Annotated in this window: 28 protein-coding genes; 3 read left to right on the plus strand and 25 right to left on the minus strand. The window is 46.9% G+C overall.

Translation table 11 applies throughout. From position 1 onward, the window contains the following. Positions 1-10: 10 nt before the first annotated feature. The 10 genes from AC4EHJ_RS10090 to AC4EHJ_RS10135 form a co-directional block, all read right to left on the minus strand. Positions 11-721, minus strand: coding sequence for an alpha/beta hydrolase (locus AC4EHJ_RS10090; protein ID WP_490975430.1), 711 nt, complete (start codon positions 719-721; stop codon positions 11-13). Continuing rightward, positions 718-1,473: a class I SAM-dependent methyltransferase gene (locus AC4EHJ_RS10095; RefSeq protein ID WP_490975431.1), complete on the minus strand. Its 756-nt coding sequence runs from the start codon at positions 1,471-1,473 to the stop codon at positions 718-720. The genes AC4EHJ_RS10090 and AC4EHJ_RS10095 overlap by 4 nt, the downstream gene beginning before the upstream one ends. After that, complete coding sequence (locus AC4EHJ_RS10100; RefSeq protein ID WP_490975651.1) at positions 1,466-2,056, minus strand: cysteine hydrolase family protein; 591 nt, start codon at positions 2,054-2,056, stop codon at positions 1,466-1,468. Before AC4EHJ_RS10100 ends, AC4EHJ_RS10095 begins: the two co-directional genes overlap by 8 nt. 132 nt (positions 2,057-2,188) lie before the next feature. Further along, positions 2,189-2,665, minus strand: coding sequence for a glutathione peroxidase (locus AC4EHJ_RS10105; protein WP_490975432.1), 477 nt, complete (start codon positions 2,663-2,665; stop codon positions 2,189-2,191). A 15-nt stretch (positions 2,666-2,680) separates the two neighbouring features. Next, positions 2,681-3,121: a MarR family winged helix-turn-helix transcriptional regulator gene (locus AC4EHJ_RS10110; protein ID WP_490975433.1), complete on the minus strand. Its 441-nt coding sequence runs from the start codon at positions 3,119-3,121 to the stop codon at positions 2,681-2,683. A 20-nt stretch (positions 3,122-3,141) separates the two neighbouring features. Then, positions 3,142-3,564, minus strand: coding sequence for an organic hydroperoxide resistance protein (locus AC4EHJ_RS10115; protein WP_490975434.1), 423 nt, complete (start codon positions 3,562-3,564; stop codon positions 3,142-3,144). Between the two features lie 144 nt (positions 3,565-3,708). Then, positions 3,709-3,897: a DUF3934 family protein gene (locus AC4EHJ_RS10120; RefSeq protein WP_490975435.1), complete on the minus strand. Its 189-nt coding sequence runs from the start codon at positions 3,895-3,897 to the stop codon at positions 3,709-3,711. Positions 3,898-3,985: 88 nt separating this feature from the next. Next, positions 3,986-4,549, minus strand: a complete 564-nt coding sequence (locus AC4EHJ_RS10125; protein WP_490975436.1) for a GNAT family N-acetyltransferase — start codon at positions 4,547-4,549, stop codon at positions 3,986-3,988. Next, positions 4,546-5,073, minus strand: coding sequence for a mycothiol transferase (locus AC4EHJ_RS10130; protein WP_490975437.1), 528 nt, complete (start codon positions 5,071-5,073; stop codon positions 4,546-4,548). The genes AC4EHJ_RS10125 and AC4EHJ_RS10130 overlap by 4 nt, the downstream gene beginning before the upstream one ends. 29 nt (positions 5,074-5,102) lie before the next feature. Beyond that, on the minus strand, positions 5,103-5,588 hold the full coding sequence (locus tag AC4EHJ_RS10135) for a GNAT family N-acetyltransferase (protein ID WP_490975438.1): 486 nt from the start codon (positions 5,586-5,588) through the stop codon (positions 5,103-5,105). 172 nt (positions 5,589-5,760) lie between these two features. On the opposite strand from AC4EHJ_RS10135, the gene AC4EHJ_RS10140 reads away from it, so the two are divergent. Then, complete coding sequence (locus AC4EHJ_RS10140; protein ID WP_490975439.1) at positions 5,761-6,162, plus strand: peptide ABC transporter substrate-binding protein; 402 nt, start codon at positions 5,761-5,763, stop codon at positions 6,160-6,162. A gap of 116 nt (positions 6,163-6,278) precedes the next feature. Here the strand turns inward: AC4EHJ_RS10140 and AC4EHJ_RS10145 are convergent, their stop codons facing one another. The 11 genes from AC4EHJ_RS10145 to AC4EHJ_RS10195 all read right to left on the minus strand — a co-directional run bounded on the left by AC4EHJ_RS10145 (position 6,279) and on the right by AC4EHJ_RS10195 (position 17,143). Further along, positions 6,279-6,833 (minus strand): methyltransferase family protein, encoded by a 555-nt coding sequence (locus tag AC4EHJ_RS10145; RefSeq protein ID WP_490975440.1) that lies wholly within the window; start codon positions 6,831-6,833, stop codon positions 6,279-6,281. Positions 6,834-7,061: 228 nt separating this feature from the next. Next, positions 7,062-8,714 carry a b(o/a)3-type cytochrome-c oxidase subunit 1 gene (locus tag AC4EHJ_RS10150; RefSeq protein WP_490975441.1) on the minus strand — a complete coding sequence of 551 codons (1,653 nt, stop codon included), beginning with the start codon at positions 8,712-8,714 and terminating at the stop codon, positions 7,062-7,064. 1 nt (position 8,715) lies between these two features. Continuing rightward, positions 8,716-9,183, minus strand: a complete 468-nt coding sequence (locus AC4EHJ_RS10155) for a cytochrome c oxidase subunit II (RefSeq protein WP_490975442.1) — start codon at positions 9,181-9,183, stop codon at positions 8,716-8,718. A 47-nt stretch (positions 9,184-9,230) separates the two neighbouring features. After that, entirely contained in the window at positions 9,231-9,413 is a 183-nt protein-coding gene (locus tag AC4EHJ_RS10160; protein ID WP_490975443.1) for a hypothetical protein, read from the minus strand. Between the two features lie 180 nt (positions 9,414-9,593). Further along, positions 9,594-10,577 carry a ring-cleaving dioxygenase gene (locus AC4EHJ_RS10165; RefSeq protein ID WP_490975444.1) on the minus strand — a complete coding sequence of 328 codons (984 nt, stop codon included), beginning with the start codon at positions 10,575-10,577 and terminating at the stop codon, positions 9,594-9,596. Between the two features lie 248 nt (positions 10,578-10,825). Next, positions 10,826-11,389: an NADPH-dependent FMN reductase gene (locus tag AC4EHJ_RS10170; RefSeq protein WP_490975445.1), complete on the minus strand. Its 564-nt coding sequence runs from the start codon at positions 11,387-11,389 to the stop codon at positions 10,826-10,828. Between the two features lie 284 nt (positions 11,390-11,673). Next, positions 11,674-12,906: an MFS transporter gene (locus tag AC4EHJ_RS10175; protein WP_490975446.1), complete on the minus strand. Its 1,233-nt coding sequence runs from the start codon at positions 12,904-12,906 to the stop codon at positions 11,674-11,676. 135 nt (positions 12,907-13,041) lie between these two features. Continuing rightward, on the minus strand, positions 13,042-13,365 hold the full coding sequence (locus tag AC4EHJ_RS10180; RefSeq protein ID WP_490975447.1) for an ArsR/SmtB family transcription factor: 324 nt from the start codon (positions 13,363-13,365) through the stop codon (positions 13,042-13,044). 189 nt (positions 13,366-13,554) lie between these two features. Further along, on the minus strand, positions 13,555-13,992 hold the full coding sequence (locus AC4EHJ_RS10185; protein WP_490975448.1) for a hypothetical protein: 438 nt from the start codon (positions 13,990-13,992) through the stop codon (positions 13,555-13,557). 118 nt (positions 13,993-14,110) lie between these two features. Beyond that, positions 14,111-16,198 (minus strand): heavy metal translocating P-type ATPase, encoded by a 2,088-nt coding sequence (locus AC4EHJ_RS10190; RefSeq protein WP_490975449.1) that lies wholly within the window; start codon positions 16,196-16,198, stop codon positions 14,111-14,113. Positions 16,199-16,456: 258 nt separating this feature from the next. Continuing rightward, positions 16,457-17,143 (minus strand): Crp/Fnr family transcriptional regulator, encoded by a 687-nt coding sequence (locus AC4EHJ_RS10195; RefSeq protein ID WP_490975652.1) that lies wholly within the window; start codon positions 17,141-17,143, stop codon positions 16,457-16,459. A 230-nt stretch (positions 17,144-17,373) separates the two neighbouring features. Here AC4EHJ_RS10195 and AC4EHJ_RS10200 point away from each other — a divergent pair, with 230 nt between their 5' ends. Together AC4EHJ_RS10200 and AC4EHJ_RS10205 are read left to right on the plus strand one after the other, a co-directional pair. After that, positions 17,374-17,826, plus strand: coding sequence for a universal stress protein (locus tag AC4EHJ_RS10200; RefSeq protein WP_490975450.1), 453 nt, complete (start codon positions 17,374-17,376; stop codon positions 17,824-17,826). A gap of 269 nt (positions 17,827-18,095) precedes the next feature. Beyond that, entirely contained in the window at positions 18,096-19,448 is a 1,353-nt protein-coding gene (locus AC4EHJ_RS10205; protein ID WP_490975451.1) for a murein hydrolase activator EnvC family protein, read from the plus strand. 285 nt (positions 19,449-19,733) lie between these two features. Here AC4EHJ_RS10205 and panB read toward each other — a convergent pair whose 3' ends face one another. From panB to AC4EHJ_RS10225, 4 genes are all read right to left on the minus strand, one after another. Beyond that, complete coding sequence (gene panB, locus AC4EHJ_RS10210) at positions 19,734-20,567, minus strand: 3-methyl-2-oxobutanoate hydroxymethyltransferase (protein WP_490975452.1); 834 nt, start codon at positions 20,565-20,567, stop codon at positions 19,734-19,736. Between the two features lie 241 nt (positions 20,568-20,808). Next, positions 20,809-21,381, minus strand: coding sequence for a GNAT family N-acetyltransferase (locus AC4EHJ_RS10215; protein ID WP_490975453.1), 573 nt, complete (start codon positions 21,379-21,381; stop codon positions 20,809-20,811). Positions 21,382-21,384: 3 nt separating this feature from the next. Further along, positions 21,385-22,083 carry a Type 1 glutamine amidotransferase-like domain-containing protein gene (locus AC4EHJ_RS10220; RefSeq protein WP_490975454.1) on the minus strand — a complete coding sequence of 233 codons (699 nt, stop codon included), beginning with the start codon at positions 22,081-22,083 and terminating at the stop codon, positions 21,385-21,387. Position 22,084: 1 nt separating this feature from the next. After that, on the minus strand, positions 22,085-22,627 hold the full coding sequence (locus tag AC4EHJ_RS10225; protein WP_490975455.1) for a GNAT family N-acetyltransferase: 543 nt from the start codon (positions 22,625-22,627) through the stop codon (positions 22,085-22,087). Positions 22,628-22,643: the final 16 nt, after the last annotated feature.

Below are 22,643 nucleotides of genomic sequence, written 5' to 3' on the forward strand. Positions count from 1 at the left end.
TTCCCCGCCTCTAGCAGAATTCAGCCAGCCAGTTGGCTACGTCCTTTTCCATCTCTCGAGTAAACTGGTGGCCGGCCCCTTCCACAATCTTTTTCTCCACATTTTCGTGCTCATGCGTTTCTTTCAAATACCGGTAATAGGCCGCGTGTCCTTCAAGCGGCACTGTCCGGTCCAGTTCTCCATTGATGAGCAGCACAGCTCCTTGGCCCGGACGCGCTTCCATGGGATCGAACCCTTTCAGCAGCGCTGCCATTTCCGGATCCATCGGAGAGCGGTCTTGGCGTTCGCGGAAAATCTGTTCCGTAAGTATGAATGCGCCGGATCCATTGATACTCGCGAAACCTGCAACACGCGGATGGCGCGCAAAAATACCGGCGGCGATAAAACCGCCCATCGAGTTGCCGACCAAGACGATTTCGGTTTCGGGCACACCGAGGACTTTCTGAAGCGCGCCGAATTCTTCAATGCTTTCCAAAATTGCTTTCCAGAAATAAGTTTGGACTGTTTCCATTTCAAAAGGATTTTTGACCGGTTTTCGGGAATCGTTGTAGACGATTTCTGGCACAACCACCCGGAAGCCTTGGCGTGATAATGTTTCCGCGTAGGCCCGGCAGCTCTCGACCTTTCCGCCCCAGCCGTGAAACAAAATCACTGTCTTCCACGGTTCTTCAGTTGGCTCTATTAAATGGTAAATAAGTTCGCCAGCCATCATTCTTTTCATCCCACTAGCCCCTTTTTGTACGCCTTTAACAGAAAACGCTTGGAATTGGTGCAGATGCCTTTTGAAGTTTGATTCTGTAAGATGAACTTGTTGAACTTCTCCAGATCTTGCGGCTCTTCCCCGAAATTCGGGATGATCGGTGTATGCTGCAGCAGAAACAGCAAGTCTTCCGGCTCCTGGTAATATTCAGCAGCATCATAACTGTAGCTTTTAATATCCGTAAACCCGGCATCGCTCAGTTCTTTTATGTATCGTTCCTTCAATGTTCCATCAGTTCGGCCGAAGGCTTGGCCACGGCCGAATGCCTGCTTCAAGTTTTCTTTGTCCCTTTCGCTCACTTGCTGGCTCAGGAATATACCTCCTGCTTTCAGCACTCGCGCTGCTTCAGCTGCATCATAAGGGCAGTGGCGGCTCGTGACCATGTCAAAAAAGCCAACAGGGAAGTGGAGGCTTTCCGCGGCCATCTTCAAAAAACGGACATTCTCGTAGTCTGCTTCTTCCAAATTGGCACGCGCGGTTTCCACCATCGCTTCAGACAAATCGATTCCGACGACAAAAGCACAAGATTCCGCCAGCTTCATCACATTTTCTCCTCCACCGCTTCCAATATCGAGAACGATGCTCCACGGTGTCGAATATTTGGCGGCCTCACTGTAAAAATCCCAGGCCACGCCTTCCAACTCGCTTTTTACCGCGCTGAAATCCCAACCGTTTGCTTTTCCGAGCTTCTCATAAAAATCCTGTTCATCCACTTCCGGTTTCCTCCTGTTCAACTGCCTTCCGACCCTTCCCCAGCAATTCCGCAGCCGTCACTACTTCCGCAAACTCCTCGTGCAGTGTTGCCAAAGTTAATGCGTGGACCGTTTCGGCATCGTAGCGGATACCGTCTGGGCCAACCAGCGCAAAAGCTGCTGTGGCATCAGACACCAAATATGTCCGGAAGCCCAAGTTGCCGCTCATCCGGGTTGTCGTCGAAACACAATGGGGTGTCGTCAACCCTGCAATCACCACTGCATCGATCCTTTTGCTGCGCAAATAATCTTCCAGCCCTGTCCCGATGAACGCACTGTTCACCGTTTTCTCCATCACTGCTTCATCCTTTTTGGGCTGCAGCGCTTCGATCAGTTCAAAGCTGTCCTTTTCCGGATAAAACAGCGATTCCGGATCCGACGAACGGTGCTGGATGTGCACGACGCTGCCGCCTTCTTGCCTCCAATGGTGTAATAACTTTTCAATATTCTTTTCCGCATCCGGATTATTGCGCTCCCCCCATTTCGGATCTGCAAATGCTTTTTGCACATCCACGATCACCAACGCTGTATTATTAAAGTCCATATAGCCCCTCCTGAAATTGCCGTTTTCTATTGTTTCTTCTTCCATCGCCGAAATTCCTTTTTTATCCACCAACTCCGTCCTTACGGCAGCATAATAAAACCGCCAATCCTTGTTGAATTGGCGGTTCTCTCATTACTTATTCAGGATGTTGCGGATATCATCTTCGAACGTCTCCGGCTTGTCTTTCGGCGCGTAGCGCTTGACGATATTGCCTTCGCGGTCGATCAGGAATTTTGTGAAATTCCATTTGATGCCACTGCTAAGAAAACCTTTCGTGTTGTCCGTCAGGTATTTGAACAGCGGATGCGCATCCGTGCCGTTGACCTTGATGATTTCGTGCATCGGGAACGTCACGCCATAAGTCATGCGGCACGACTGCTCCGCTTCTTCCGCTTCGCCCAGCTCCTGGCCGAACTGGCCGGACGGGAAACCAAGGACCACGAGCCCTTCCTCGCTGTAATTCTTATACAATTGTTCTAAGCTGTCGAACTGGCCGCGCAAGCCGCATTTCGTCGCTGTGTTGACGATCAGCATCGCTTTGCCTTCGTATTCTTCGAGCTTGTGCGTTTCACCGCTTGCATCCGTCACTTCAATATCGTATATCCCCATGGTCGATCGCTCCTTCTATAAATCCATTTCGTTGAAAAATGCGTTCAATTCTTTCAAGTTTTTCATCAATGCGATGGCATTGACGTCTTCAAGGAAATTGCAGCTCACCAGTTTTTCGGCGACTGCCGCTTCTATCGGCTTGTTGTTATTTTTCGCTTTTTCAGTCAATGAAATGATGAAGGCGCGTTTGTCTTCTGTCGATTGCTCTTTCAGAAGCCAGCCGTTTTCAAGCATGCGGCTGATGGTCGGGTTGAGCGTGCCGATTCCCAAACCAAGTCGCCCGCCGATGTCTTTCGTCAGCAACCGGTCTTCTTCCCAGAGCACAAGAAGTACCAAGTATTGGGTGAACGTCAGCCCAAAAGGATCCAGGACGCGTGCATACATTTTTATAAAGTTGCTGGACGCCTTATACACTTCAAAGCATAATTGTTGGTCTAATTTTGATGGTTTATTCATGTATCCACCCCATGCTTTTCTTATAGAATAATGATTTGGACGTCAATCGAGTCTTTAATGGCTTTGGAATAAGGGCAGGTCTGGTGGGCTTTTTCCACGTAAAGCTCTTTCTGTGCTTCATCCAGGCCGGTAATGTCCACTTCAAGTTTAGCCGCCAGCTTAACGCCGCCGTTCTCTTTGTCGCTAAGAAGAGAAATCGTCGCTTTTACTTCAGTTTTTTCCACGTCCACTTTCGCTTGTTCAAGCACCAATTCAAGCGCACTGTTGAAGCATGCACTGTAGCCCGCCGCAAATAATTGTTCCGGATTTGTCGCAGTTGTCGCTTTTCCGCCAAGGGCCGCGGGCTTTGCCACGTCCATAAAGAAGATATTGTCTTCTGAGTATACCTCACCTTGTCTGCCGCCTGTGTTGATGATCGTCGTTTCATATAATGCTTTTGCCATTTCATTTCGCCTCCAAATTTATATCGCTCACGATGTACATTAAACTACATCGTGAGCGATGTAAAATGATAAGGCTTAGCCAAGGGCCGAAAAATAAAAAAAGACATATCGGAATTGCCCCGATATGCCTCGATCTATGCCAGCTTACCCGTCAATCCATTCTGACGGTTCGCTTTTATTGGTGCTGTCGGCCTTCGCCACTTCAGCTTGCTTATTTTGCTTACTCTTATAAGGCTTATTGCTTTTGGCTTTGTTGGCGCCTTTTTCCCAGCGCGTCCAGCCTTTTTTGCCGGTGCCTCTTCCAGTACCGCTTTTTGCTTTATCTTTGCTCATGTTTATCACTCCCGTACTTTCCCGCAGCCGTGCGAGGGAATTCCCTTTATCATAACAGGTTCAGGCGGTTTCTACACCCCCTGTGCATCTAAAATGGACCAGGAAGCGCATTCTTTTGCAGATACGCAAAGAAGTCCGTTTTCACGAACACATTCAAAACGCATGCCTGCTTTTCCTTCTTCTCGAGCGCCCGGTGCTCTTCGGGATATTCATTTTCCACCCCGAGACGGATGAACGGCAGTTTTGCTTGTGCTTTCTGTGACCGCACATTGGCCTTCCGCGCCCCGGCAAAGACGTATTCCAAATCGAGCTCTTCAAAAGCGATGCGGAGAATTTCAATTTTGGACGCTTCGTTATAGCCTTGCCCCCAGTAATCATGGCCAATCCAAGTTCCGATGTGGCAGGATTTCGTGGTGCGGTCAATGAACATCAAATCTGTGAGCCCAATTAAGGTTCCGTGTTCATCCATGATCACACGCGGCACCGTTATGCCTTCCAGCTCTTGCTGCATGGTTTTTTGGACGAATTGTTTCGTGTCTTCAACGGTGCCATCAGGCAAACCCAGAGCTTCCTTTACTGGCGGAGCAGAGGACATCCGGTGTATGTCTTCGCAGAAATCCAAATGATGCTGCACCAACTTCACTTTTTTCATAGACCGCCTAACCCTTCCTTCAAATGGGCAGCTATCGCCCGTATCTGCCCCCGGTGGCTGATTTCATCCTCCAGCACATGAAACCATAGGTAATACATATTGTACGGAACGCCGTTCGGCCAATTTCGCTCCTCGTAAAGCCAGCTGTTGTCTTTCGCTTTCAGCTCACGCAGTGTAACAGCCCTGACGCTTGCCAGTTTTTCAGTATAATGAGCCAGTGGATAACCGCAAATAGCTTCACGGGCTTTCGCTCCCAGCTCGATTGCCGTTCCCCATTCAGCCAGCTCATCGCTATTAAAATCGCGTTTCTCAAACGAAATGAGCTGATGGACCTTTTCAATCGCTGCGATATGCGCCAGCAGTGCACCAGTGGAATTGCCCGAACCGTGTCCGATGAAATCCAACTGTTCCGTGTCCCAGCCGGAAATCGCCTGCAGCGTCCCTTCTCGCACATGCTCCAGCATGAACACCAATTCTCCTATTTTGCCGTTATATCCAGAAGCTGGTTTAACCGTATAGTCCATCCTTAAATCTCCTCACATACATTATTGATTCAATTGCTTTCTACAAGTATGCTCTTTTCGTAATAAACCAGCGTAGCTTTGTCGTTTATCGGCACGCAGCTGCCAACTTGGACGTATCCGACTTTTTCATACAGATAGCAATTGCCCTGTTCTTCTAGCAAGGTCGCTAGCTTCCAAACGGTTGAATGGGAAAAGAGCTTTTCTGCTTCCACCATCGCTTGCTGAGCGATGCCCTTTCCTTGGAAAATGGGATCGATAAAAATCGGGCCAATCCAATATGCCCCTTCTTTCCCTTGCCTGATGCATATAGCGCCAACCCAGTTGCCATCCACCAAAATTTTGAAAAACCCGCCAGACAGATCCGCAATGCGCGTTTGGGTTCGTGCGATTGTTTCCATAGCCGGACTGGTGCCGTAATCCCGGTATTTCTTGAGCAGCGGCCAAAATGATGCCTTTTGCATAACCAAGAGGGCAGGAGCATCTGACTCCATTGCTTTTCTTAATATCACTTTCATCAGAACCACTCCTCTTTTGGAACATTAGGGAATAATTGTAACTTTATTAATAGTGTACCGTCTATAAAGTAAAAGAGGGGGAATTGTGTGAAAACTTTTTTTAGCGGCATGGGCCATTGTTTCCTGCTTTGCCCTTTCCGGCTGCGGACAAAGGGAAGGCACCGCGGAACATTTGGAAGGTGCTTATAGCCTTGCACTCAAGTTGATGGTTGAAACCGATCCGGGATTGAACCAATCGATGGATTTCATAGCGGTGGACATGGAGACGCTCACGGAGTTGGACGCTGGAGACAAAAAAAGCGTCTTGCGTTCGTTGGAAACGAAATACGGGGTCGAAGCCATGGATGCTTCGTTCGAGGAATTGAAAGCACAAGGCTTGTACGATGAAGAATTGGGAAACTTGGATGGAATCCTCCTGACCATCGAAGAAATGAAATACAATTTTAACGGCTCGGTAACGTTTATGGGCGGCAAAATGAAATCGGGAGTGGGTGCTGTAGGAGTCGAAAGCACGCTGGAATTCGACGGCAGCCGCTGGAAAATACAAGAATCCAAAAAGACATGGGTCAGTTGACCTTATGCAAAAAAAAAAAAAAAAGAGCTGGCTCCCCAAAGATAGGAACCAGCTCTTATGTTGGGCTTTTAGACATTCACAATTTCGTTTTTGTTTTAGGCTTTTTCATAAGAATTTCAATACAAATAAGGAATCAGCCGCGCGCGCTGCTTCATCCAGCGTGCATAATCTTCACCAAATTTTTCAATCAAAAGCGCTTCCTCATAATCCATGCGCTTCAGCAATGCCCATGCCATTGCAGCCCCGCCAACAATTGCTGCGACGATGCTGGTGAAATACAGCGCCATGCCAAGCGTGATAAAAAACAGGCCTGTATAAAGTGGATGGCGCAGCCGGCGGTATGGTCCGGTACTGACGATTTGGTCGCCTTCCCGAACTGTGACGTAACGTGTAAACTGATTTTTCAAGTGGACAATCCCCCAGATCCGCAAAAACACGCCGACCGCAAAAAACAGCGCTCCTGCTCCTTTCATCCACTCTGCGAAACCTGCGCCTTGCAGCTCTTGAAGCAGCATGGCGAGTCCGATTGTGCCAGCGAGTGCACCGAAAATCAGGAAAAATGAACGCTTTTCCAAAGGGTCGCTCGCCCCGGCGCTGCGATTGCGGAAAAACACGAATTCCGCGATCCAGATCAAGCTGACAGCGCCAAAAATCATATCAATGAATGTCATAGCCAAAGCCCCTTACTTTCTGCCTCTTTGTCTAAAATATATAGAAACTTCGAATCCAATACAAACCACAGCCCTTTCGTATAAAAGAAAACAGGCTTTCTTCCCTGGTAATCGGAAAGAAAGCCTGTCTTTTATTCTTCAGTCGTTGATAAATCAACCAGCATCGCGGTGAACACGATGAAAATCGCCATTAATGATAATACCATGGTGAACATTGCCCTCAACTCCTTACCAAGTTATGAATCCTTTAGAACCAGGAGGTGCATTTTGAATCATGTCGCCAATCGGGATGGCATACGCGATAAAAATAAGCGCAAATGCAATGCCGATCCAGATAGTCCATTTCTCCAAAAACTTCGGTGTGTTTTCTTTATCGCTTTCAGCTAACGGAAACTCGACGAAATCTTCCGGGCGCTCTGCTTTCGGCGACAGGAACATGGTCATGATGACGATATACATCAGAATCATTGCCGACAAGAACAGGATGCTGCCGCCGACTGCCATTGTGACGTGGCTCGTCAGGATGCCATCGAACCATTCCAATGCGGAAGGGTGGTTATTGTAACTTGAATAGGCAGTGCGTCGAGGCGCCCCTAGCAGCCCCAGGATATGCTGCGACGTTGACATCAGCAGCATACCGATCGTCCAAGTGATAATTTGGACAAATCCAAGGCGTTGCATCGATTTTGTGAACTGGCGCCCAGTCAAGTATGGAATCAGCCAGAACGTCAAGCCCATGAACGTCATCGCTACCGGCGTGCCGACAGTGATGTGGAAATGGCCGACAATCCAAAGCGTGTTGTGGACGACTTCATTCAGCTGGAAGCTAGCATTGATAATACCTCCGGCACCGCCGGGGATGAAGAATGCCATCGCGATGAAAATCGACGTAAAACGGATATCTTTCCAAGGAAGCAGGCGGAACCAGCCGAACAAGCCAGTCGCGCCTTTTTTGCGGCCTGAAATTTCAAAATTCGCAAACATCGTGAACGCTGTCATCAATGACGGCACGATGACCATGAACGTCAAAACGACCTGCAGGAATTTCCAGAAGTTCGAGATCCCTGGCTCAGTCAGCTGATGGTGGAAGCCGACCGGAATGGAAAAGAGAATGAACAGAAGGAAGGACAGCCGCGCCAGTGAATCACTGAATACTTTGACGCCAAGCAATTTTGGCACGATTAAATACCATGCCATATATGCCGGCAACAGCCAGAAATACACAAGCGGATGGCCAAAATACCAGAACAGGGAGCGGCTGAGTTCCACATTGATCGTGTCCCTCCAGCCAAATGCCCAAGGAATGTATTGGAACAAGACGGTTGCTACGACGCCCAAGCAAGAGATGAGCCACATGACGATGGTCGTAATGGTCATGAATGCGAACAATGGGCTGAACTGCCCTTTGTTTTTGCTGCGCCAAACCATGTAATGCCCAATCAATGCAAAGCTGCTGATCCAAGTTCCGACGATGAAGAGCGCTAATCCTACATAAAACCAGCCACTCGCTTTCAATGGTGCGTAGAATGTATAAAGAACGGAAGCTTTGCCAGAAACGATCATCACTGTCGCCATGACCGTACCGAGCAATGTCACCCAAAAGCCGACCCATGAGTACAAGCGCACTTTCGGTCCGAATGTGCCGATGCTTTTGCTCATGCCCGTTGTAAAGAATGCAAAAATGAAAAATGTCGTAAATATAAGTGCTAATAATACGCCATGGGCGGTTAAAATTTGATAATAATCCAACCAAGCCGGCAATTGCAATGCGTCATTTCGGATAAACACCTGCAGCAGTCCAGCCAATGTCCCGATCAGGAAGGCCGCGTAAGCGACGCCGATATTCGCCAATGCGATTTTTCTGTCTTTTACAGCAATCATCTTAGTACACCTCTATTTCGCTGAACATCATGTGATGGCCTGTACCGCAGTATTCGTTGCAAAGAATCAAATACTTTCCAGGTTTATCAAATGTGTAGGATTTCGTCGTAATCCGGCCGGGAACGACCATCATATTGACTTTTGTGTTGTCGATTGTAAAACTGTGGACCACATCTGTGCTGGTCACTTTGAAAATCACTTCTTTACCGGCTGGCACCTTCATTTCGGGCGCGTTATAGCCGAAAGCCATAGCCACGATTGTCACTTGATAGGTATCGTCATCCAGCTGAGACACGCCTGGATTATCAAATGGCGCGGTTTCATTCACTTTTTCAGGATCAATCGTATCCATTCCGCCTGAAGGGGTATGGCCATGGGAAAAGGCGCTGACGCCTACAATGCTCAAAAATACGATGAGCGCAGCAATCCCGAAAATAAGCCAAATTTTTTCGTACTTGTGTAAATGCATATCCATCTTCTCCTTTTTCCATCCGTTTATGCCGCTTGCCTGGCACCTTATCGTGCAACGTACATCATGTAGACAACGATCCACATCACAACGATGATGACGCCTACAAATAACACACTCACTAATGTCCCTTTTAAATTCACACCTTGATGTTCTTCGTCTACAACAAGCTTACTCACCAATGTCTCTTTTGAATCCATATCCTGATGTTCTTCATAATTCTTGCTCATCCGCTCTCACCTCTTGTATTTATCTCTTGTTTACAGATTAAGGCTTTGGCACCGAAGACATTGTGATAAATATCACACCTGTATCATTTTTTAGGTGTATTTTCATATTTTGGACAAAAAAACAAGCCGATCCATGTAGGATCGGCTTGTTTGGAGACAGAAAGCATATTCTTTTTATTTCTAAAGGTACTCTTTTTCAATAGCAACTGTGCTGCGCACCGTATCGATCGGGCGCACCATTTTTTCAATTGCTTCGCGTTTCGTTTCCAGGAATGGCGGCAAGGATAATTTTTCACCCATCGTTTCATACGGCTCGTCGCCCATGAATCCTGGTCCGTCTGTTGCCCACTCGAAAAGGATGCCCTGTGCCACACGTGCGTACAGCGATTCGAAGAAGAATCGGTCAACATAGCCAGATGTGTTGAACCCAATTGTTTCCATGCGATCAATCCATTCTTTCAAGACATTGGTATCCTCTACCCGGAACGCTGCATGGTGGACGGTGCCGAAGCCTTGGCGGCCAGGAGGCAGCAATTTATTGTGCTCTACGATCACTTGCGCGCCGTTGCCGCCTTCGCCTACCTCGAAAAGGTGCAGCGCCCCTTCTTTAGCGACTTCTCGCATCAGCATCGCTTTTTCCAAAACTTCTTTTAATTGTTCGAATTCCGCAATACGGATGTGAATCGGACCAAGCCCTGTAATCGCGAATTCAAGCGGCACCGGTCCATTCTGCCACGGAGTTCCTGCTGCAACACCTTCGTTATGCTCGTCAGAAATCAGCATGTATTGCTGATCGTCAAAATCCGAGAACGAAATGGTTTTTTTGCCGAAAACTTCTTGGATTCCTTTATGCTTTACTTCGTATTTATCAAACCGCTTGATCCAGTAGCTCAAAGCTTCATCGGTTGGGACGCGGAACGCTGTTTTGTAAATTTCGTTCGTGCCATGCGTCCCTTTCTGTATGCCTGGGAAATCGAAAAACGTCATGTCAGTGCCTGCTGAACCTTTGTCATCCGCAAAGAACAAATGATAGGTCTGGATGTCATCTTGGTTCACTGTTTTCTTGACCAGGCGCATGCCCAGTACATACGTGAAAAATTCATAGTTCTTTTCTGCGCTGCTGGTGATGGCCGTTACGTGGTGGATCCCTTTTAATTCATTCATGAAAATCTCTCCTTCAAATAAAGTATAGGTTAATATCTCGAATTCGAGATATATGATTAAAAAAATTTAAGCCGAAATAATCGTTTGGAATGGTGTAACTTTTATGCGAATAAATTATCTTTAATTCGAGATAATAATACCATGTAATTTCCAAAGCGTCAACAACTTGAATCCTTAAGCGAAAAAAAGAAGAATCCAGAAATCCGGAATCTTCTTTTGCTGGCATGGGGGTTGTTTTAACGATTTCTTTATTTATTCCGCAGTGGCTGCAGCGCGTTTGTCCACGCATTGACTTGATCCAACATTACGGCGACCGACTTTTCATGCACACCCGCCGGTTTGAAGTCGTGCATATCGACAAAATCAGTGAATAACGACATCGCCGGATGCGTGCGCACACTTGCCACCTGCAATTCAGCCAGAATGACACGCAGCGATTCCGCCGCCCGGACGCCGCCAGATGAACCGTAGCTGACAATGCCCGCTGCTTTATTGTTCCATTCTATATACAAGTAATCGATGGCGTTTTTCAACGCTGACGTAACACCATGGTTGTATTCAGGAGTAATGAACACATAGCCGTCAAGCTCGGCGACTTTTTGAGCCCAGGGAATCGCTTCAGGCGTTTTGTAATCCTGGCTGTACGCAGCCGAAATCGGTTCCGCATACATCGGCAAATTGAATTCTTTCAAATCCACTATTTCGTACTCTGCATCTCCGCGCTTGTCTGCAATTTCTTTGACCCATTGTGCCACTTGCAGACTGTTGCGCCCTGGTCGTGTACTGCCAGTAATAATGCCGATTTTCGTCATATAACTGATTCCTCCTCAAATTGTGATCATGCTTCGATTTCGAGACTTTCACTCTTTGATGCACTTTCATCATAAGTGAAAAAATTGAGAGTTTCAACCGAAAAGACTGAATAGTCCGAAATGAAGTGGGTCGGTCTTTTTAAAAGTTGAACCCTTCAATATAAATTGATTACAGTCAATAAATAGTTCGAATTGATTTTGGAAAAATGTATTCACAATAAAAGGAGAGGAGAAACTTTACAACAAGTTTCTCCTCTCCTGATTCTTCTATATAAATACAAACTTTATACTTCAAAGCCTTCTTCTACGCCAGAACCCGCGAAATCTTCTTTCGCATCCATTCGGTAACTGATAAATGCTAAGCCTGAAGCGATCAATGCGCTTAAGCCGCCGACCCACGAAAGATGGACATACCCTCCGTTCGCGACCACATATCCGCCAAGCGTGGCACCCAGCGCAATGCCGATATTAACCGCTACTGGGGTTAAGGACGACGCAAAATCTTTGGCCCCAGGTGAATACACTGTTGCCAAGTTCATTAAATACATTTGGATCGTTGCATTCATGGCATAAATCATGACCGCCATTGCCATTAGGCTGACGAGTCCGGCAAGCGTGGATCCCATTGTAAAGTATAAAGAGCCTAAAATAACTGCTTGGACAATAAACACATAGCGAAGTTTGCTTACACCATTGTGGCTGGCTATTTTCCCTGCCAGTACATTGCTGAGGATTGAAAATGCGCCGTATGCCAATAAAATCACGCTCACGTAGCTTGTCGCAATCCCCAAGCCTTCTTCAAGTATTGGCGTGATATACGTATAAATCGTGTAAGTTCCGGCAATTGAAAATGTCGGGATAAAGAATGCCAGAATCATCCGCGGATTGGCAAGCAAGCTTAGCTGTTCCTTAGCCGATCCTTTTTGTACTTTCAGCTTTCTCGGCAGGATAAAGATCGCCATGATCAAACTAATCACCCCTAAAAGCGTGGTGAACCAGAACGTCAGCTGCCAATTGCCCAGCTGCCCAATTAACGTGCCCAAAGGGACGCCAATGACGTTGGAAATTGTGAATCCGGCAAAAATCAAAGCGATAATGGGACCTTTCTTGCTTTCCGGCATGATGTCGCTGGCAATGCTCATCGACAGCGCAACCAATACACCACTGACTACAGCCGTAATAACCCGGGAAAAGATCAAAAGCTCATATGTGCTCGATAAAGCGCTGATGACATTACCGATAATGAACAAAGAAATCAAAATCAGCATCAGCGGATATTTCGGGAAGCGGCTGACGTACACTGTAACTATAGGCGTCCCGATTGCATAAGCAATGGCAAAGCCCGATACCAAGGTGCCCGCCACAGCAAGGCTAATATTTAAATCTGACGAAACTTCAGTCAGAAGGCCAACGATTACAAATTCACTCGTCCCCATGACAAATGTTAAAAGTGTTAATGTAAAAGCTAATATTTTCTGTTTCGTGCTTAACGACTCTTTTTTTACTGCTGTGTCCATGAAAAACTCACTCCTATTTCTTCTTTAAATCTTGTGGAAGAACATTCTTCCAATAAGTTCGAATGTGGATCACATTCATATAGATATATCTAAAAATATCGATATGGGAAATCAAAAAAAAGACACGGCGCTGCGTTAAATTTCTTCGTTGATGAATTTAGCAACTTTCGCCAATGTCTCTTCATTTCGTCTGTAATAAGTCCATTGCCCGTAGCGCACTGCTTCCAGCAAACCTGCTTTTTGCATGAGCGACAAATAATGGGAAACGGTCGATTGAGATAAATTCACCTTTTCTTGAATATCCCCTACACAAACGCCGCCCTCGATGCTTACCTCCTTCGGCAGATGCGCTTGCTGTGCCGGGAAATTCTTTTCCGGTTCTCTGAGCCATTTCAAAATATTAAGACGGGTTTCATTTGACAACGCTTTGAAAACATCTAAAACATTTAAATTATCCATGCGCCTATCTTATATCGGCTTTATTCGATATGTCAAAGCGTTTGATTCGAAGAGGATGAATTGAACAAAGAAACCGGCCATCCCTGGGTTGCAAGGAAAGTCGGTTTTTGAGGCTATAAGCTGATTTTCTAAGCACCAATACAATCGAACTGAACGTCAAGTATATTTAAAGATGGGGAGCATTTTCTCTCACAAACTCTCTTTAGATCTTACAGAGCCTGTATCCTTGAATCCATCCAATACCATAAATCCAAAAACTAAGCCTGCAATCGTCGGGACAGTCGTTCCGCCCGAGTAAATAATATCAGGAATGCGAAGCCACCCTTCACCTATTGGCGAGAAGGGCACGAAAGTCATTAATACAATATAAAGTGCTGGCAATCCAATCGCAGCAAAGATAACCCAGTCAAATTTCCAAGGATTTCTTTTTTTCATTTGCAGAATGAATTTGGGTGTGCGGATCAGCAAACCCATAACTACAGGAAACAGCGCGATGTATGTTTGCAGCAGAAAAGGATTAAATGTCATTTGTGCTCTTTCAGCTACCTGTTGCTGAAACTGCATCCCCGCGTACAGAACAAATCCGATCACTAATGTCCAGATGAAATAATATAGAAATCTTTTCAAAACCGTCTCCCCCTTTGTTTTCCTGTTGCCGAAAAGCTGCTATACCTTTGTATACGCAACAGGAAGACAAAGCGTTCCACTTATTTGGAAATAAACCTAGTGTGTCAATTCACTTTCACTAAGCCTTCAAAAGCTGAGCGTTAATTGCGACAATCACCGTGCTTAAACTCATAAAGACAGCACCAATTGCCGGGCTGATGATAATCCCCCATGGAGCTAGAATCCCTGCTGCCAAAGGGATTGCGACAATATTATAGCCGGTCGCCCACCATAAATTCTGTACCAGTTTCCGATATGTCTTTTTCGAAAGATCGATCAGCGCAACCACATCGTTCGGATTGCTTCTGATGAGTATCACATCGGCAGTCTCCATCGCCACGTCCGTACCCGCACCGATAGCAATTCCCAGATCGGCTGTCGCCAGTGCGGGTGCATCGTTAACGCCATCTCCAGTCATCGCAACTCTTCGCCCACTGTCTTTGATCCGCTGAATTTGCTGGGCTTTGTCGTTCGGCAGCACCTCCGCGTATACTTCGTTGATGCCCACTTGTTTCGCTACCCAGTCCGCCACTTTCTGGTTGTCGCCTGTCAGCATGATTGAATGAATACCTTTTTCTTTTAATGCGGACACTGCTTCTCTGGCCGTATCACGGACGATATCTGCCAGGGCGACCATACCCGCTAGCTCTTCCTCCACGAGCACGAAGACCACTGTTTTTCCTTCTTCCGACAACCGATTAAACTTCTCTTTATTATAGCTAAGCCCATTATTGTTCACATAACCAGGGCTGACGACATTAACTATCTGGCCGTCCAGTCTTCCTTGGATTCCTTTTCCGGTAATCGATCTAAAATCCCTCACTTTTCCGATCGACAGCCCTTTTGCTTTGGCGGAATTCACGATGCCCGTGGCAATCGGATGCTCCGAGTTCTGTTCGATTGCCGCAGCCAGCTGCAAGACTTCTTCATCGGTATAATTGCCGGCTGGCACAATATCTGTGACGCCAAACTCCCCTTGCGTCAGAGTACCAGTCTTATCAAATACGACGGCATCTAAATTCCGCGCTCCTTCGAAATCTGCCCGGTTCCGGATCAGCAGTCCTTGTTTTGCAGAAATAGAAGTTGATACCGCAACAACCAGCGGTGCTGCCAACCCTAACGCATGGGGACACGCAATGACCATGACAGTCACCATCCGTTCAATTGCGATGTCAAACGCATACCCCAGTGCCAGCCAAGCGGACAGCGTCACAATTCCTGCAGCCAACGCCAGGTAAAAAAGCCATTTAGCGGCGCGATTCGTTAAATCCTGTGTTCTGGATTGGGATTCCTGCGCTTCTTTAACCATCTTGATCACTTGGGATAAATAAGAATCTTCCCCCGTCTTTTCCACTCGAATGACCAGCGAGCCTTCCTTGTTCACCGAACCCCCAATGACTTCTTCACCTGCCACTTTATCAATCGGAATGGATTCCCCTGTGAGCATCGATTCATCTACAGTTGATTTTCCTTCCATAATCAACCCGTCAACTGGTATCTTTTCGCCCGGTTTGACCAGCACCCGATCATGGTTTCGGATTTCAGCTAATGGCACGTCTTGGACTTGGCCATGTTCGTCCAATTGATGTGCTTCACTCGGCATCAGCTTAACGAGCTGCTCCAATGCATTGGAAGCGCCCAAAATCGAACGCATTTCAATCCAATGCCCTAGTAGCATGATGACGACGAGTGTCGCCAGCTCCCAGAACAGCTGGTTGCCTGCCCATCCAAAGACCACGACGGTGCTGTAGCTGTAGGCAATTGTGATGGCCAACGCAATCAAGGTCATCATGCCGGGATTCTTTTCTTTCAGTTCATTGATTCCGCCAATCAAAAATGGCCAACCGCCGTAAAAGAAGACGATAGATGATAACGCGAATAAAATATAGAGATCGTTGTCGAAGCGCCAATCGACTCCCATGAAATGCTGAATCATTGGAGACAATGCCAAAATCGGGACGGTAAGGATCAACGATAGATAGAAGCGTTTCTTGAAGTCTTCCACCATGTCGCCGTGTCCTTGGTGGGCATGATGCCCGTTATTGCCATGCTCTGGCTGCGTTTTTTTGGGGTGGCTGGCCGGTTCGCTGTGCGGCTGCATCTTTGAAATGTCGTGCTGGTCCATAGAATGCTGCTCAGGACGGTGGTGTTCTCCATGCTTTGCCATTCGGTTTCACCTCTTGGAAAGATTTTTTCACCGTGGATACTGATTTTTGTCTCTTCAATATAAATTGAAACTATCGAGAAAGTATGGAGAAAATTCTGTTTTTTTCACGTCAGAAATGCTGCATCGCAGTGGTTATAAGATGAACACATTAAAACACCCCCGTCTATCGTCGTCTGCACAACAATAAGCCGGGGGCCCTTAAGTATTTTTTGGTACTCCATATTGGCAACGTTTCATTGAGGAACTAGTTAACTATGGTCAATCGATCTTGCAGAATGAAATCGGGCAATTTTCGCAATTGATTTCATCTTTTAGAAATGAAATGTCATGGATCAATATCTTTCCTTCCACCAAAGACACTTTTTGTTTTTTCTTCAAGTCATTTAGCATGCGGTTGACTACTTCCCGCGTCATGCCGCAGAAATTCGCCAGTTCCTGATTTGTCAAAACCATATCGACTAGCACACCGTCATCTTTTGGCAAGCCGTAGCTATTGCTGAGCCTAATAAGTGTGGAGTAAAGCGCCCCTTTTTTGCCGTGCAGCATTAAATCACGGAACTTGGTCTGTGTTTTCTGCTGGTCGACTCCCATCCATCTCATGAAAGCAGCAGCCAGTTTGGCGTTTTCCAGCAGTGCCTCTTCCAAGTCTTCAATGGCAAATTTCATGCAGACAACATCTTCTAGCGCCTTCGCATCCAGCATATAAATAGAACGATTCGAAAAAACGGTCACTTCTCCCACCAATTGGTCGGGCCCGCAAATGCGCAGTGTCAGTTCACGGCCGTTCGGCGTCACTTTTCCAATTTGGACTTTTCCCGCTTGCACAATATAGACGCCTTTGATGGCATCGCCTTCTTGAAAAAGATAAGCCCCTTTTTTATATTCCTTAATGCTGTGGCGGATTGTATGAAGCTCCGTCAATTGAGAAGTCAAATTCCCTTCCATCATTCGTTCTTCCAAAAAACACGCCCCCTTGTCGGCCGGCCTTTTCCCTAATCTATTGCTGCTAGCATAACATAATTACCCATTTTTTTCGAACTGAATTTTCTGACATCGCTTGCTGTTTGAAGATGCGTTTCCTCCTTGACACATTCTGCATAAAACCTTGTTTAATAAGCAGGAACTGCACCTCTGTTTAGCGAAGATTAGTTAAGACAGAGAAGGAGGAATTCATTATGACATTGAAATACCATAATATTCTTGTAGCCATAGACGGCTCGAAGGAAGCCGAAATGGCTTTTAAAAAATCGGTGGCAATTGCAGCCAGAAACAATGCTACGTTGAACTTGGTCAGCATCATCGACACCTCATTCGGCTCACTTGAAGCATATGGGCGTGAGTTCGCAGATAAAGCTACAGCATCCGCGCATGAATTGCTGGAGCAATATAAAAAAGAAGCCGTAACTGACGGCGTCCAGAACATCAATATTGTTGTTGAATTGGGCAATGCCAAAGCGAAAATTCCAGGAGAAATTGCTAGCCGCCTGAAAGCGGATTTGATCATCTGTGGCGCAACAGGCGTAAGTGCTGCGGAACGCATCTTCCTCGGCAGTGTTTCTGAACGGATTGTACGAACTGCAAAAGTAGACGTACTGATTGTAAGATCAGAAGATGCAATTTCAGAATAACATTTGAATATTTAAAAAACTCCTTCTTTATTTATTTTAAGAAGGAGTTTTTTTATTGTTCTCAAAAAGGTATAACTTTTCTTCTTACCCTTGTCATACTTTCCTAAAACATTTGATACGCAATTGTAATAAAAATTTAGGCCTTATGATGGTACAATACTTCTGCTGGCTTTTTTAGAGCGGTTTTTATCATAGATTTTTACTTTTTTAATATAGATGATTATTCTTTTACCTATAGACACGAGGAAATGAGAGAGGGGAAACAAGAAGTGAATTTACTATCTAAACTTACTGCCGGCGCAACTGCCGCAGTGTTGGCTCTATCGATTTTCATACCTGCAGCTAATGCAGATTCATTGGGAGAGCTAAAAAGCAAACAACAGGAAGTGCAGCAAAAGCAAAGCGAGTTGAACTCTGGGATCCGTGAGAAAGCTAACGAAATCGCGGAAAATGAGACAAAACTTGAAACAATTATGAGAAAAATTATGGAATTGGACAAAAAAGTTCAGGAAACTGAAGCTAAAATCTCCGATGTCCAAGCTCAAATCGACCAAACCAAAACTGAAATCGATGCATTGCAGGCTTCTATCGTAGAATTGCAGCGCAAAATCGATGAGCGTACTGAATTATTGCAAGAACGTGCCCGCGCTATTCAAATGAGCGGCGGATCTGTAGATTACGTAGATGTATTGCTTGGCGCAAACAGCTTTGTTGATTTTATTGACCGTTTTTCAGCAGTAAATACGTTAATCGAAGCTGACCGTGAAATCATGCGTGAACAAGCAGCTGACAAAAAGCTGCTTGCTGAGCAAAAAGCTCAAGTAGAAACGAAATTGGCGGAGCAGGAGCAGCGCAAAGCTGAACTTGTCCAGTTGAAAGCTTCACTGGACGGCCAGAAAAAAGAGCAGGCCCAGCTTGAAGCGGACCTGAAAAGGGAACAAGCGCGATTAGCTAAAGAGAAATCGTCTTTGGAATCGGAACACGATAAGCAAATGACTATTGGTGCAGGTCTCGCATCTAAAATTGAAAAAGAACAAGCTCGCCTTGCCAAATTGGCAAGAGAAGCTGAGTTGAAGCGCCAACGCGAAGAAGCGGCAGCGCGTAAAGCCCAGGCTGCGGCGGCAGCAGCAAAAGCAGCAGCTTCGGCGGCAGCTTCAGCGAAAAGCTCAACACCAGCTGTTTCATATGCATCAGCACCAGCGCCTGCAGTAGGCAGCGCGAACTTCATCAAACCGGCCGCTGGCAGATTTACATCAGGGTACGGTGGACGTGATATCGGTGCAGGAGCTGAATCCCACTTGGGGCTTGATATCGCAAACGCAACTGGTACACCGATCGTTGCTGCAGCCGGCGGCTATGTATCATTCGCCGGCAACATGGGCGGCTACGGCAACGTAGTCATCCTGACGCACTCGATTAACGGGCGCTCGTACGCAACAGCGTATGCACACATGAATTCTGTAGGCGTATCTGTTGGGCAAGCTGTTTCACAAGGCCAATTCATTGGAGCAATGGGAAGCACAGGACGCTCGACCGGTCCTCACCTTCACTTTGAAATCCATATTGGATCTTGGAACGGTGCGCGCTCAAACGCAGTTAACCCATCACCTTATATCCGATAAATAAAGTAAAGCCTGTCCCTTTCGGGGCAGGCTTTTTTGTTTGAGTGTATTAACTCAATCCTTTTCATTGCGCTTCAGTGTGTTAGAATTCTGTTTCGTTAACAGGCATTAAAAATTCTTTGAAAGGCGTTAACTCGGATTTAACATACATTGGCTGAAAATCAACATGCATTAACCGTTCGTCAACATGAACTGTTTGAAATTTAACCGGTACTAACAAAACAGCGTCACGCCACAATCCAAGTTCAAAAGCGCATATATTAAAGGGGCACATACACGCTTTTTTTATTTGTCGCCGTATAATTGCTGCAGTTCTTCTTCTTTCATCGTGAAGCGATGTTCTTCTGCCGGGAACACCCCGGCTTTGACTTCCGCAACATAGGCACTTAAGCCGTTTTTCATCATTTCGCCGGTTTCCGCGTATGAACGGACGAATTTCGGCAAATGGTGCGAACCGTATTTCAAGGTATCGTGATAGACAAGCACTTGGCCATCGGTGTCGGCCCCTGCCCCGATGCCAATGACTGGAATCGAGACAGCCGCAGTTACTTCGCGGGCTAGCTGATATGGAATGCATTCGAGAACGAGCAGACAGGCTCCCGCAGCCTCGCACGCTTTCGCGTCTTCAATCAGTTTTTGCGCGGCATGCGCAGTCTTGCCTTGCACTTTAAAGCCGCCCAAAACACCCGCCGTCTGCGGCAATAGCCCAAGATGCGCCACAACAGGGATGCCGGTGCGCGTCATTAGCCGCATGACATCCACCACTTCATCTGCACCTTCGAGTTTCAGCGCTTCCGCTCCTGTTTCCTGGAAAATCCGGATGGCATTCTGGAGCGTCTGGTGAAGATCGCCATGAAACGAGCCGAATGGCATGTCGACTACCAGGAATGTGTCGCGTGCGCCGCGACGAGCAGCTTTACCGTGGTGGATCATATCTTCAATCGTCACTTTAACCGTTGAATCGTAGCCTAGCACGACCATGCCCAGTGAGTCGCCCACTAGAATCACTTCGACTCCAGCTTCTTCCGCAAGTTTGGCCGATGGATAGTCATATGCCGTCAGCATGGCGATTTTCTCGCCCTCTTTTTTCATTTTCAATAACGATGCTGTATTCTTCATTTACTTTTCTCTCCTTTCGGGGAGAAAACCGATTAAAAGCCCTCCTGTTATGAAAATGGACAGGAGGGCAGGAAATGAGCAGTTGGTTTTCTCCGTCCCTGTCGTTTAAAGATCAAGGCGAACTTATTTGTTTGTGGTCTTCCAGGTGAAACCGGTGCAGTTCGATTAGGATACTGCCCTTATTTCCACTATAGCAGAAAGCTGAATTGAGTGGGGACCTTCAGATTTCAGAATTCTTCCTTTAATTCCGTTTACGAATAGTTTCCTGATTTCCCATTTCTGACACATCCAACGAGTACACAAAAACTTCCTTGCTGCCCATGGCCACTGCTTTCTCAAAGCTCATGCCAATCGATTCCGCCACTTTTCGGGAAGCGCTATTTTCAGGCTGGATCAACGACACAAACCGTTTACTTCCCAACCCTTTGATGCCATAATCGCGGATTGACGCAGCCGCTTCCTTGGCATAGCCCAACCCCCAATATTGCGGGGCGATCCAATAGCCGATTTCGAGTTCTTCGGCCCCGTCAACCGTCTGCCGGACCAAACCGGCATGCCCGACCGCTATTCCGTCTTCACGCCGTACCAGCAGCCGCAAACCGGTTTCCGGCGCTTCTTTGTATGAACGGTAAATCCAATAAAGAAATTCGTAAGCTTGGCTGCGGTTTCGGATTTCACCGTCGCCGATAAAGCGAACTACCCGCGGATCACCAAGAAGCGAACAGAGAAATTCAAAATCCTCATCCCGGTACATGCGCATGTCGAGGCGCTCGGTCTGGAGCACCTTGTCAGGCGACTCTATTCTGCTCTTCATGGGTCAGCCCTCCCCTAGAAATTCCACCGGCAATTCCGTTTCTTTCAGCTCTCCTTTGTACTCCACACGGTATGCTTTAGCAGAAGGTCGTGAGCTGACAGCCCGCACCAATTCCTGTCCGATGTAATGAAGTGCTACTCCATCATCTGCCGCCACTCCGCCTTTAACTGCTTTCGACGCTACCAATTGCTGATAAGCCGGACGCCGTTCTTCCTCGCCGTCATAATGAGGGCAATTGCTGCCTGCCAGAAAACCGAGCGGCTGGATCGGCTCCAGCTTATCGCCATATGAATCCGTCACGCCATCTTCAAACCAGCAAAGCGAACCGGCACTGATTCCCGAGAGGACGATGCCTTGCTCCCAGGCTTTGCGGAGAATCACATCCAGCCCCCATTCCTTCCAAAGCACCAGCAGATTTTTGGTGTTGCCTCCGCCTACATAGATGATGTCTTTATCCAGCACAAACGCTTCCAAATCCCTTGCCGGCGGCTTGAACAGCGACAGATGGGATGGAACACATGCTTGATTGCCGAAAAAATCATAGAATTGGTTGATGGCTTTATCCGAATCTCCACTAGCTGTCGGGATAAAGCAGATTTTAGGGTTCCCCTTCGGTGATTGCGCCAATATGTACTTGTCGAGCAACGGATTTTCAGGTTCCATCAAGAACCCGCCGCCGCCCATTGCAATAATCTGTTTCATCCTACACCTTCCATTCTGTTTTCAATAAAGAAAGCATGAAGCTATCGTGCGGGCGCCCGCCTTGATGCAAATAAGCGCGCAGCAGCCCCTCTTTCTGGAACCCGATCTTTTCCAACATGCCAAGAGAAACCTCATTCTCCGGAAAAACGACCGCGCCCATCCGAAAGATCCCCAACTCATTGAAAGAATGGTCCAATACTGCATGGACCGCCTCTTTCGCAATGCCTTTGCGCCAATGATCCGGATGCAATTCATAGCCGATTTCCGCTTTTCCCACGCGCTTGTTCCAGTTATGGATGCCGATGGTGCCGACAAGTTCACCACTTTCTTTCAAGATGATTCCCCAGCGAGTCGCCATGCCGCTGTCGAACCCTTTACTGAATGACTGAATGATTGCGGCGGCTTGCTCCGGATCCGTAAATTTATCAGTTCCATAATACTGCATCACATCGTCATGCGAAAAGATACTATAAATACACTCTTTATGCTGCTGTCCAATTTCAGCAAGCTGGAGCCGTTCTGTTTCCAATGCTGTAAATCCCATGTGCATCCCCCTTTTC

It is taken from the genome of Planococcus sp. TJ-301, from assembly GCF_058268475.1.

Excerpts from the sequence above, each read along its gene's own strand:
- AC4EHJ_RS10110 (WP_490975433.1), bottom strand. The coding sequence starts at position 3,121 with ATGAATAAACCATCAAAATTAGACCAACAATTATGCTTTGAAGTGTAT.
- AC4EHJ_RS10130 (WP_490975437.1), bottom strand. The coding sequence starts at position 5,073 with ATGGACTATACGGTTAAACCAGCTTCTGGATATAACGGCAAAATAGGA.
- AC4EHJ_RS10150 (WP_490975441.1), bottom strand. The coding sequence starts at position 8,714 with ATGATTGCTGTAAAAGACAGAAAAATCGCATTGGCGAATATCGGCGTC.
- AC4EHJ_RS10170 (WP_490975445.1), bottom strand. The coding sequence starts at position 11,389 with ATGACGAAAATCGGCATTATTACTGGCAGTACACGACCAGGGCGCAAC.
- AC4EHJ_RS10195 (WP_490975652.1), bottom strand. The coding sequence starts at position 17,143 with ATGGAAGGGAATTTGACTTCTCAATTGACGGAGCTTCATACAATCCGC.
- AC4EHJ_RS10135 (WP_490975438.1), bottom strand. The coding sequence starts at position 5,588 with ATGAAAGTGATATTAAGAAAAGCAATGGAGTCAGATGCTCCTGCCCTC.
- AC4EHJ_RS10155 (WP_490975442.1), bottom strand. The coding sequence starts at position 9,183 with ATGCATTTACACAAGTACGAAAAAATTTGGCTTATTTTCGGGATTGCT.
- AC4EHJ_RS10115 (WP_490975434.1), bottom strand. The coding sequence starts at position 3,564 with ATGGCAAAAGCATTATATGAAACGACGATCATCAACACAGGCGGCAGA.
- AC4EHJ_RS10100 (WP_490975651.1), bottom strand. The coding sequence starts at position 2,056 with ATGGACTTTAATAATACAGCGTTGGTGATCGTGGATGTGCAAAAAGCA.
- AC4EHJ_RS10105 (WP_490975432.1), bottom strand. The coding sequence starts at position 2,665 with ATGGGGATATACGATATTGAAGTGACGGATGCAAGCGGTGAAACGCAC.
- AC4EHJ_RS10180 (WP_490975447.1), bottom strand. The coding sequence starts at position 13,365 with ATGGATAATTTAAATGTTTTAGATGTTTTCAAAGCGTTGTCAAATGAA.
- AC4EHJ_RS10175 (WP_490975446.1), bottom strand. The coding sequence starts at position 12,906 with ATGGACACAGCAGTAAAAAAAGAGTCGTTAAGCACGAAACAGAAAATA.
- AC4EHJ_RS10220 (WP_490975454.1), bottom strand. The coding sequence starts at position 22,083 with ATGAAACAGATTATTGCAATGGGCGGCGGCGGGTTCTTGATGGAACCT.
- AC4EHJ_RS10120 (WP_490975435.1), bottom strand. The coding sequence starts at position 3,897 with ATGAGCAAAGATAAAGCAAAAAGCGGTACTGGAAGAGGCACCGGCAAA.
- AC4EHJ_RS10125 (WP_490975436.1), bottom strand. The coding sequence starts at position 4,549 with ATGAAAAAAGTGAAGTTGGTGCAGCATCATTTGGATTTCTGCGAAGAC.
- AC4EHJ_RS10160 (WP_490975443.1), bottom strand. The coding sequence starts at position 9,413 with ATGAGCAAGAATTATGAAGAACATCAGGATATGGATTCAAAAGAGACA.
- AC4EHJ_RS10145 (WP_490975440.1), bottom strand. The coding sequence starts at position 6,833 with ATGACATTCATTGATATGATTTTTGGCGCTGTCAGCTTGATCTGGATC.
- panB (WP_490975452.1), bottom strand. The coding sequence starts at position 20,567 with ATGAAGAATACAGCATCGTTATTGAAAATGAAAAAAGAGGGCGAGAAA.
- AC4EHJ_RS10190 (WP_490975449.1), bottom strand. The coding sequence starts at position 16,198 with ATGGCAAAGCATGGAGAACACCACCGTCCTGAGCAGCATTCTATGGAC.
- AC4EHJ_RS10215 (WP_490975453.1), bottom strand. The coding sequence starts at position 21,381 with ATGAAGAGCAGAATAGAGTCGCCTGACAAGGTGCTCCAGACCGAGCGC.
- AC4EHJ_RS10225 (WP_490975455.1), bottom strand. The coding sequence starts at position 22,627 with ATGGGATTTACAGCATTGGAAACAGAACGGCTCCAGCTTGCTGAAATT.
- AC4EHJ_RS10090 (WP_490975430.1), bottom strand. The coding sequence starts at position 721 with ATGAAAAGAATGATGGCTGGCGAACTTATTTACCATTTAATAGAGCCA.
- AC4EHJ_RS10200 (WP_490975450.1), top strand. The coding sequence starts at position 17,374 with ATGACATTGAAATACCATAATATTCTTGTAGCCATAGACGGCTCGAAG.
- AC4EHJ_RS10165 (WP_490975444.1), bottom strand. The coding sequence starts at position 10,577 with ATGAATGAATTAAAAGGGATCCACCACGTAACGGCCATCACCAGCAGC.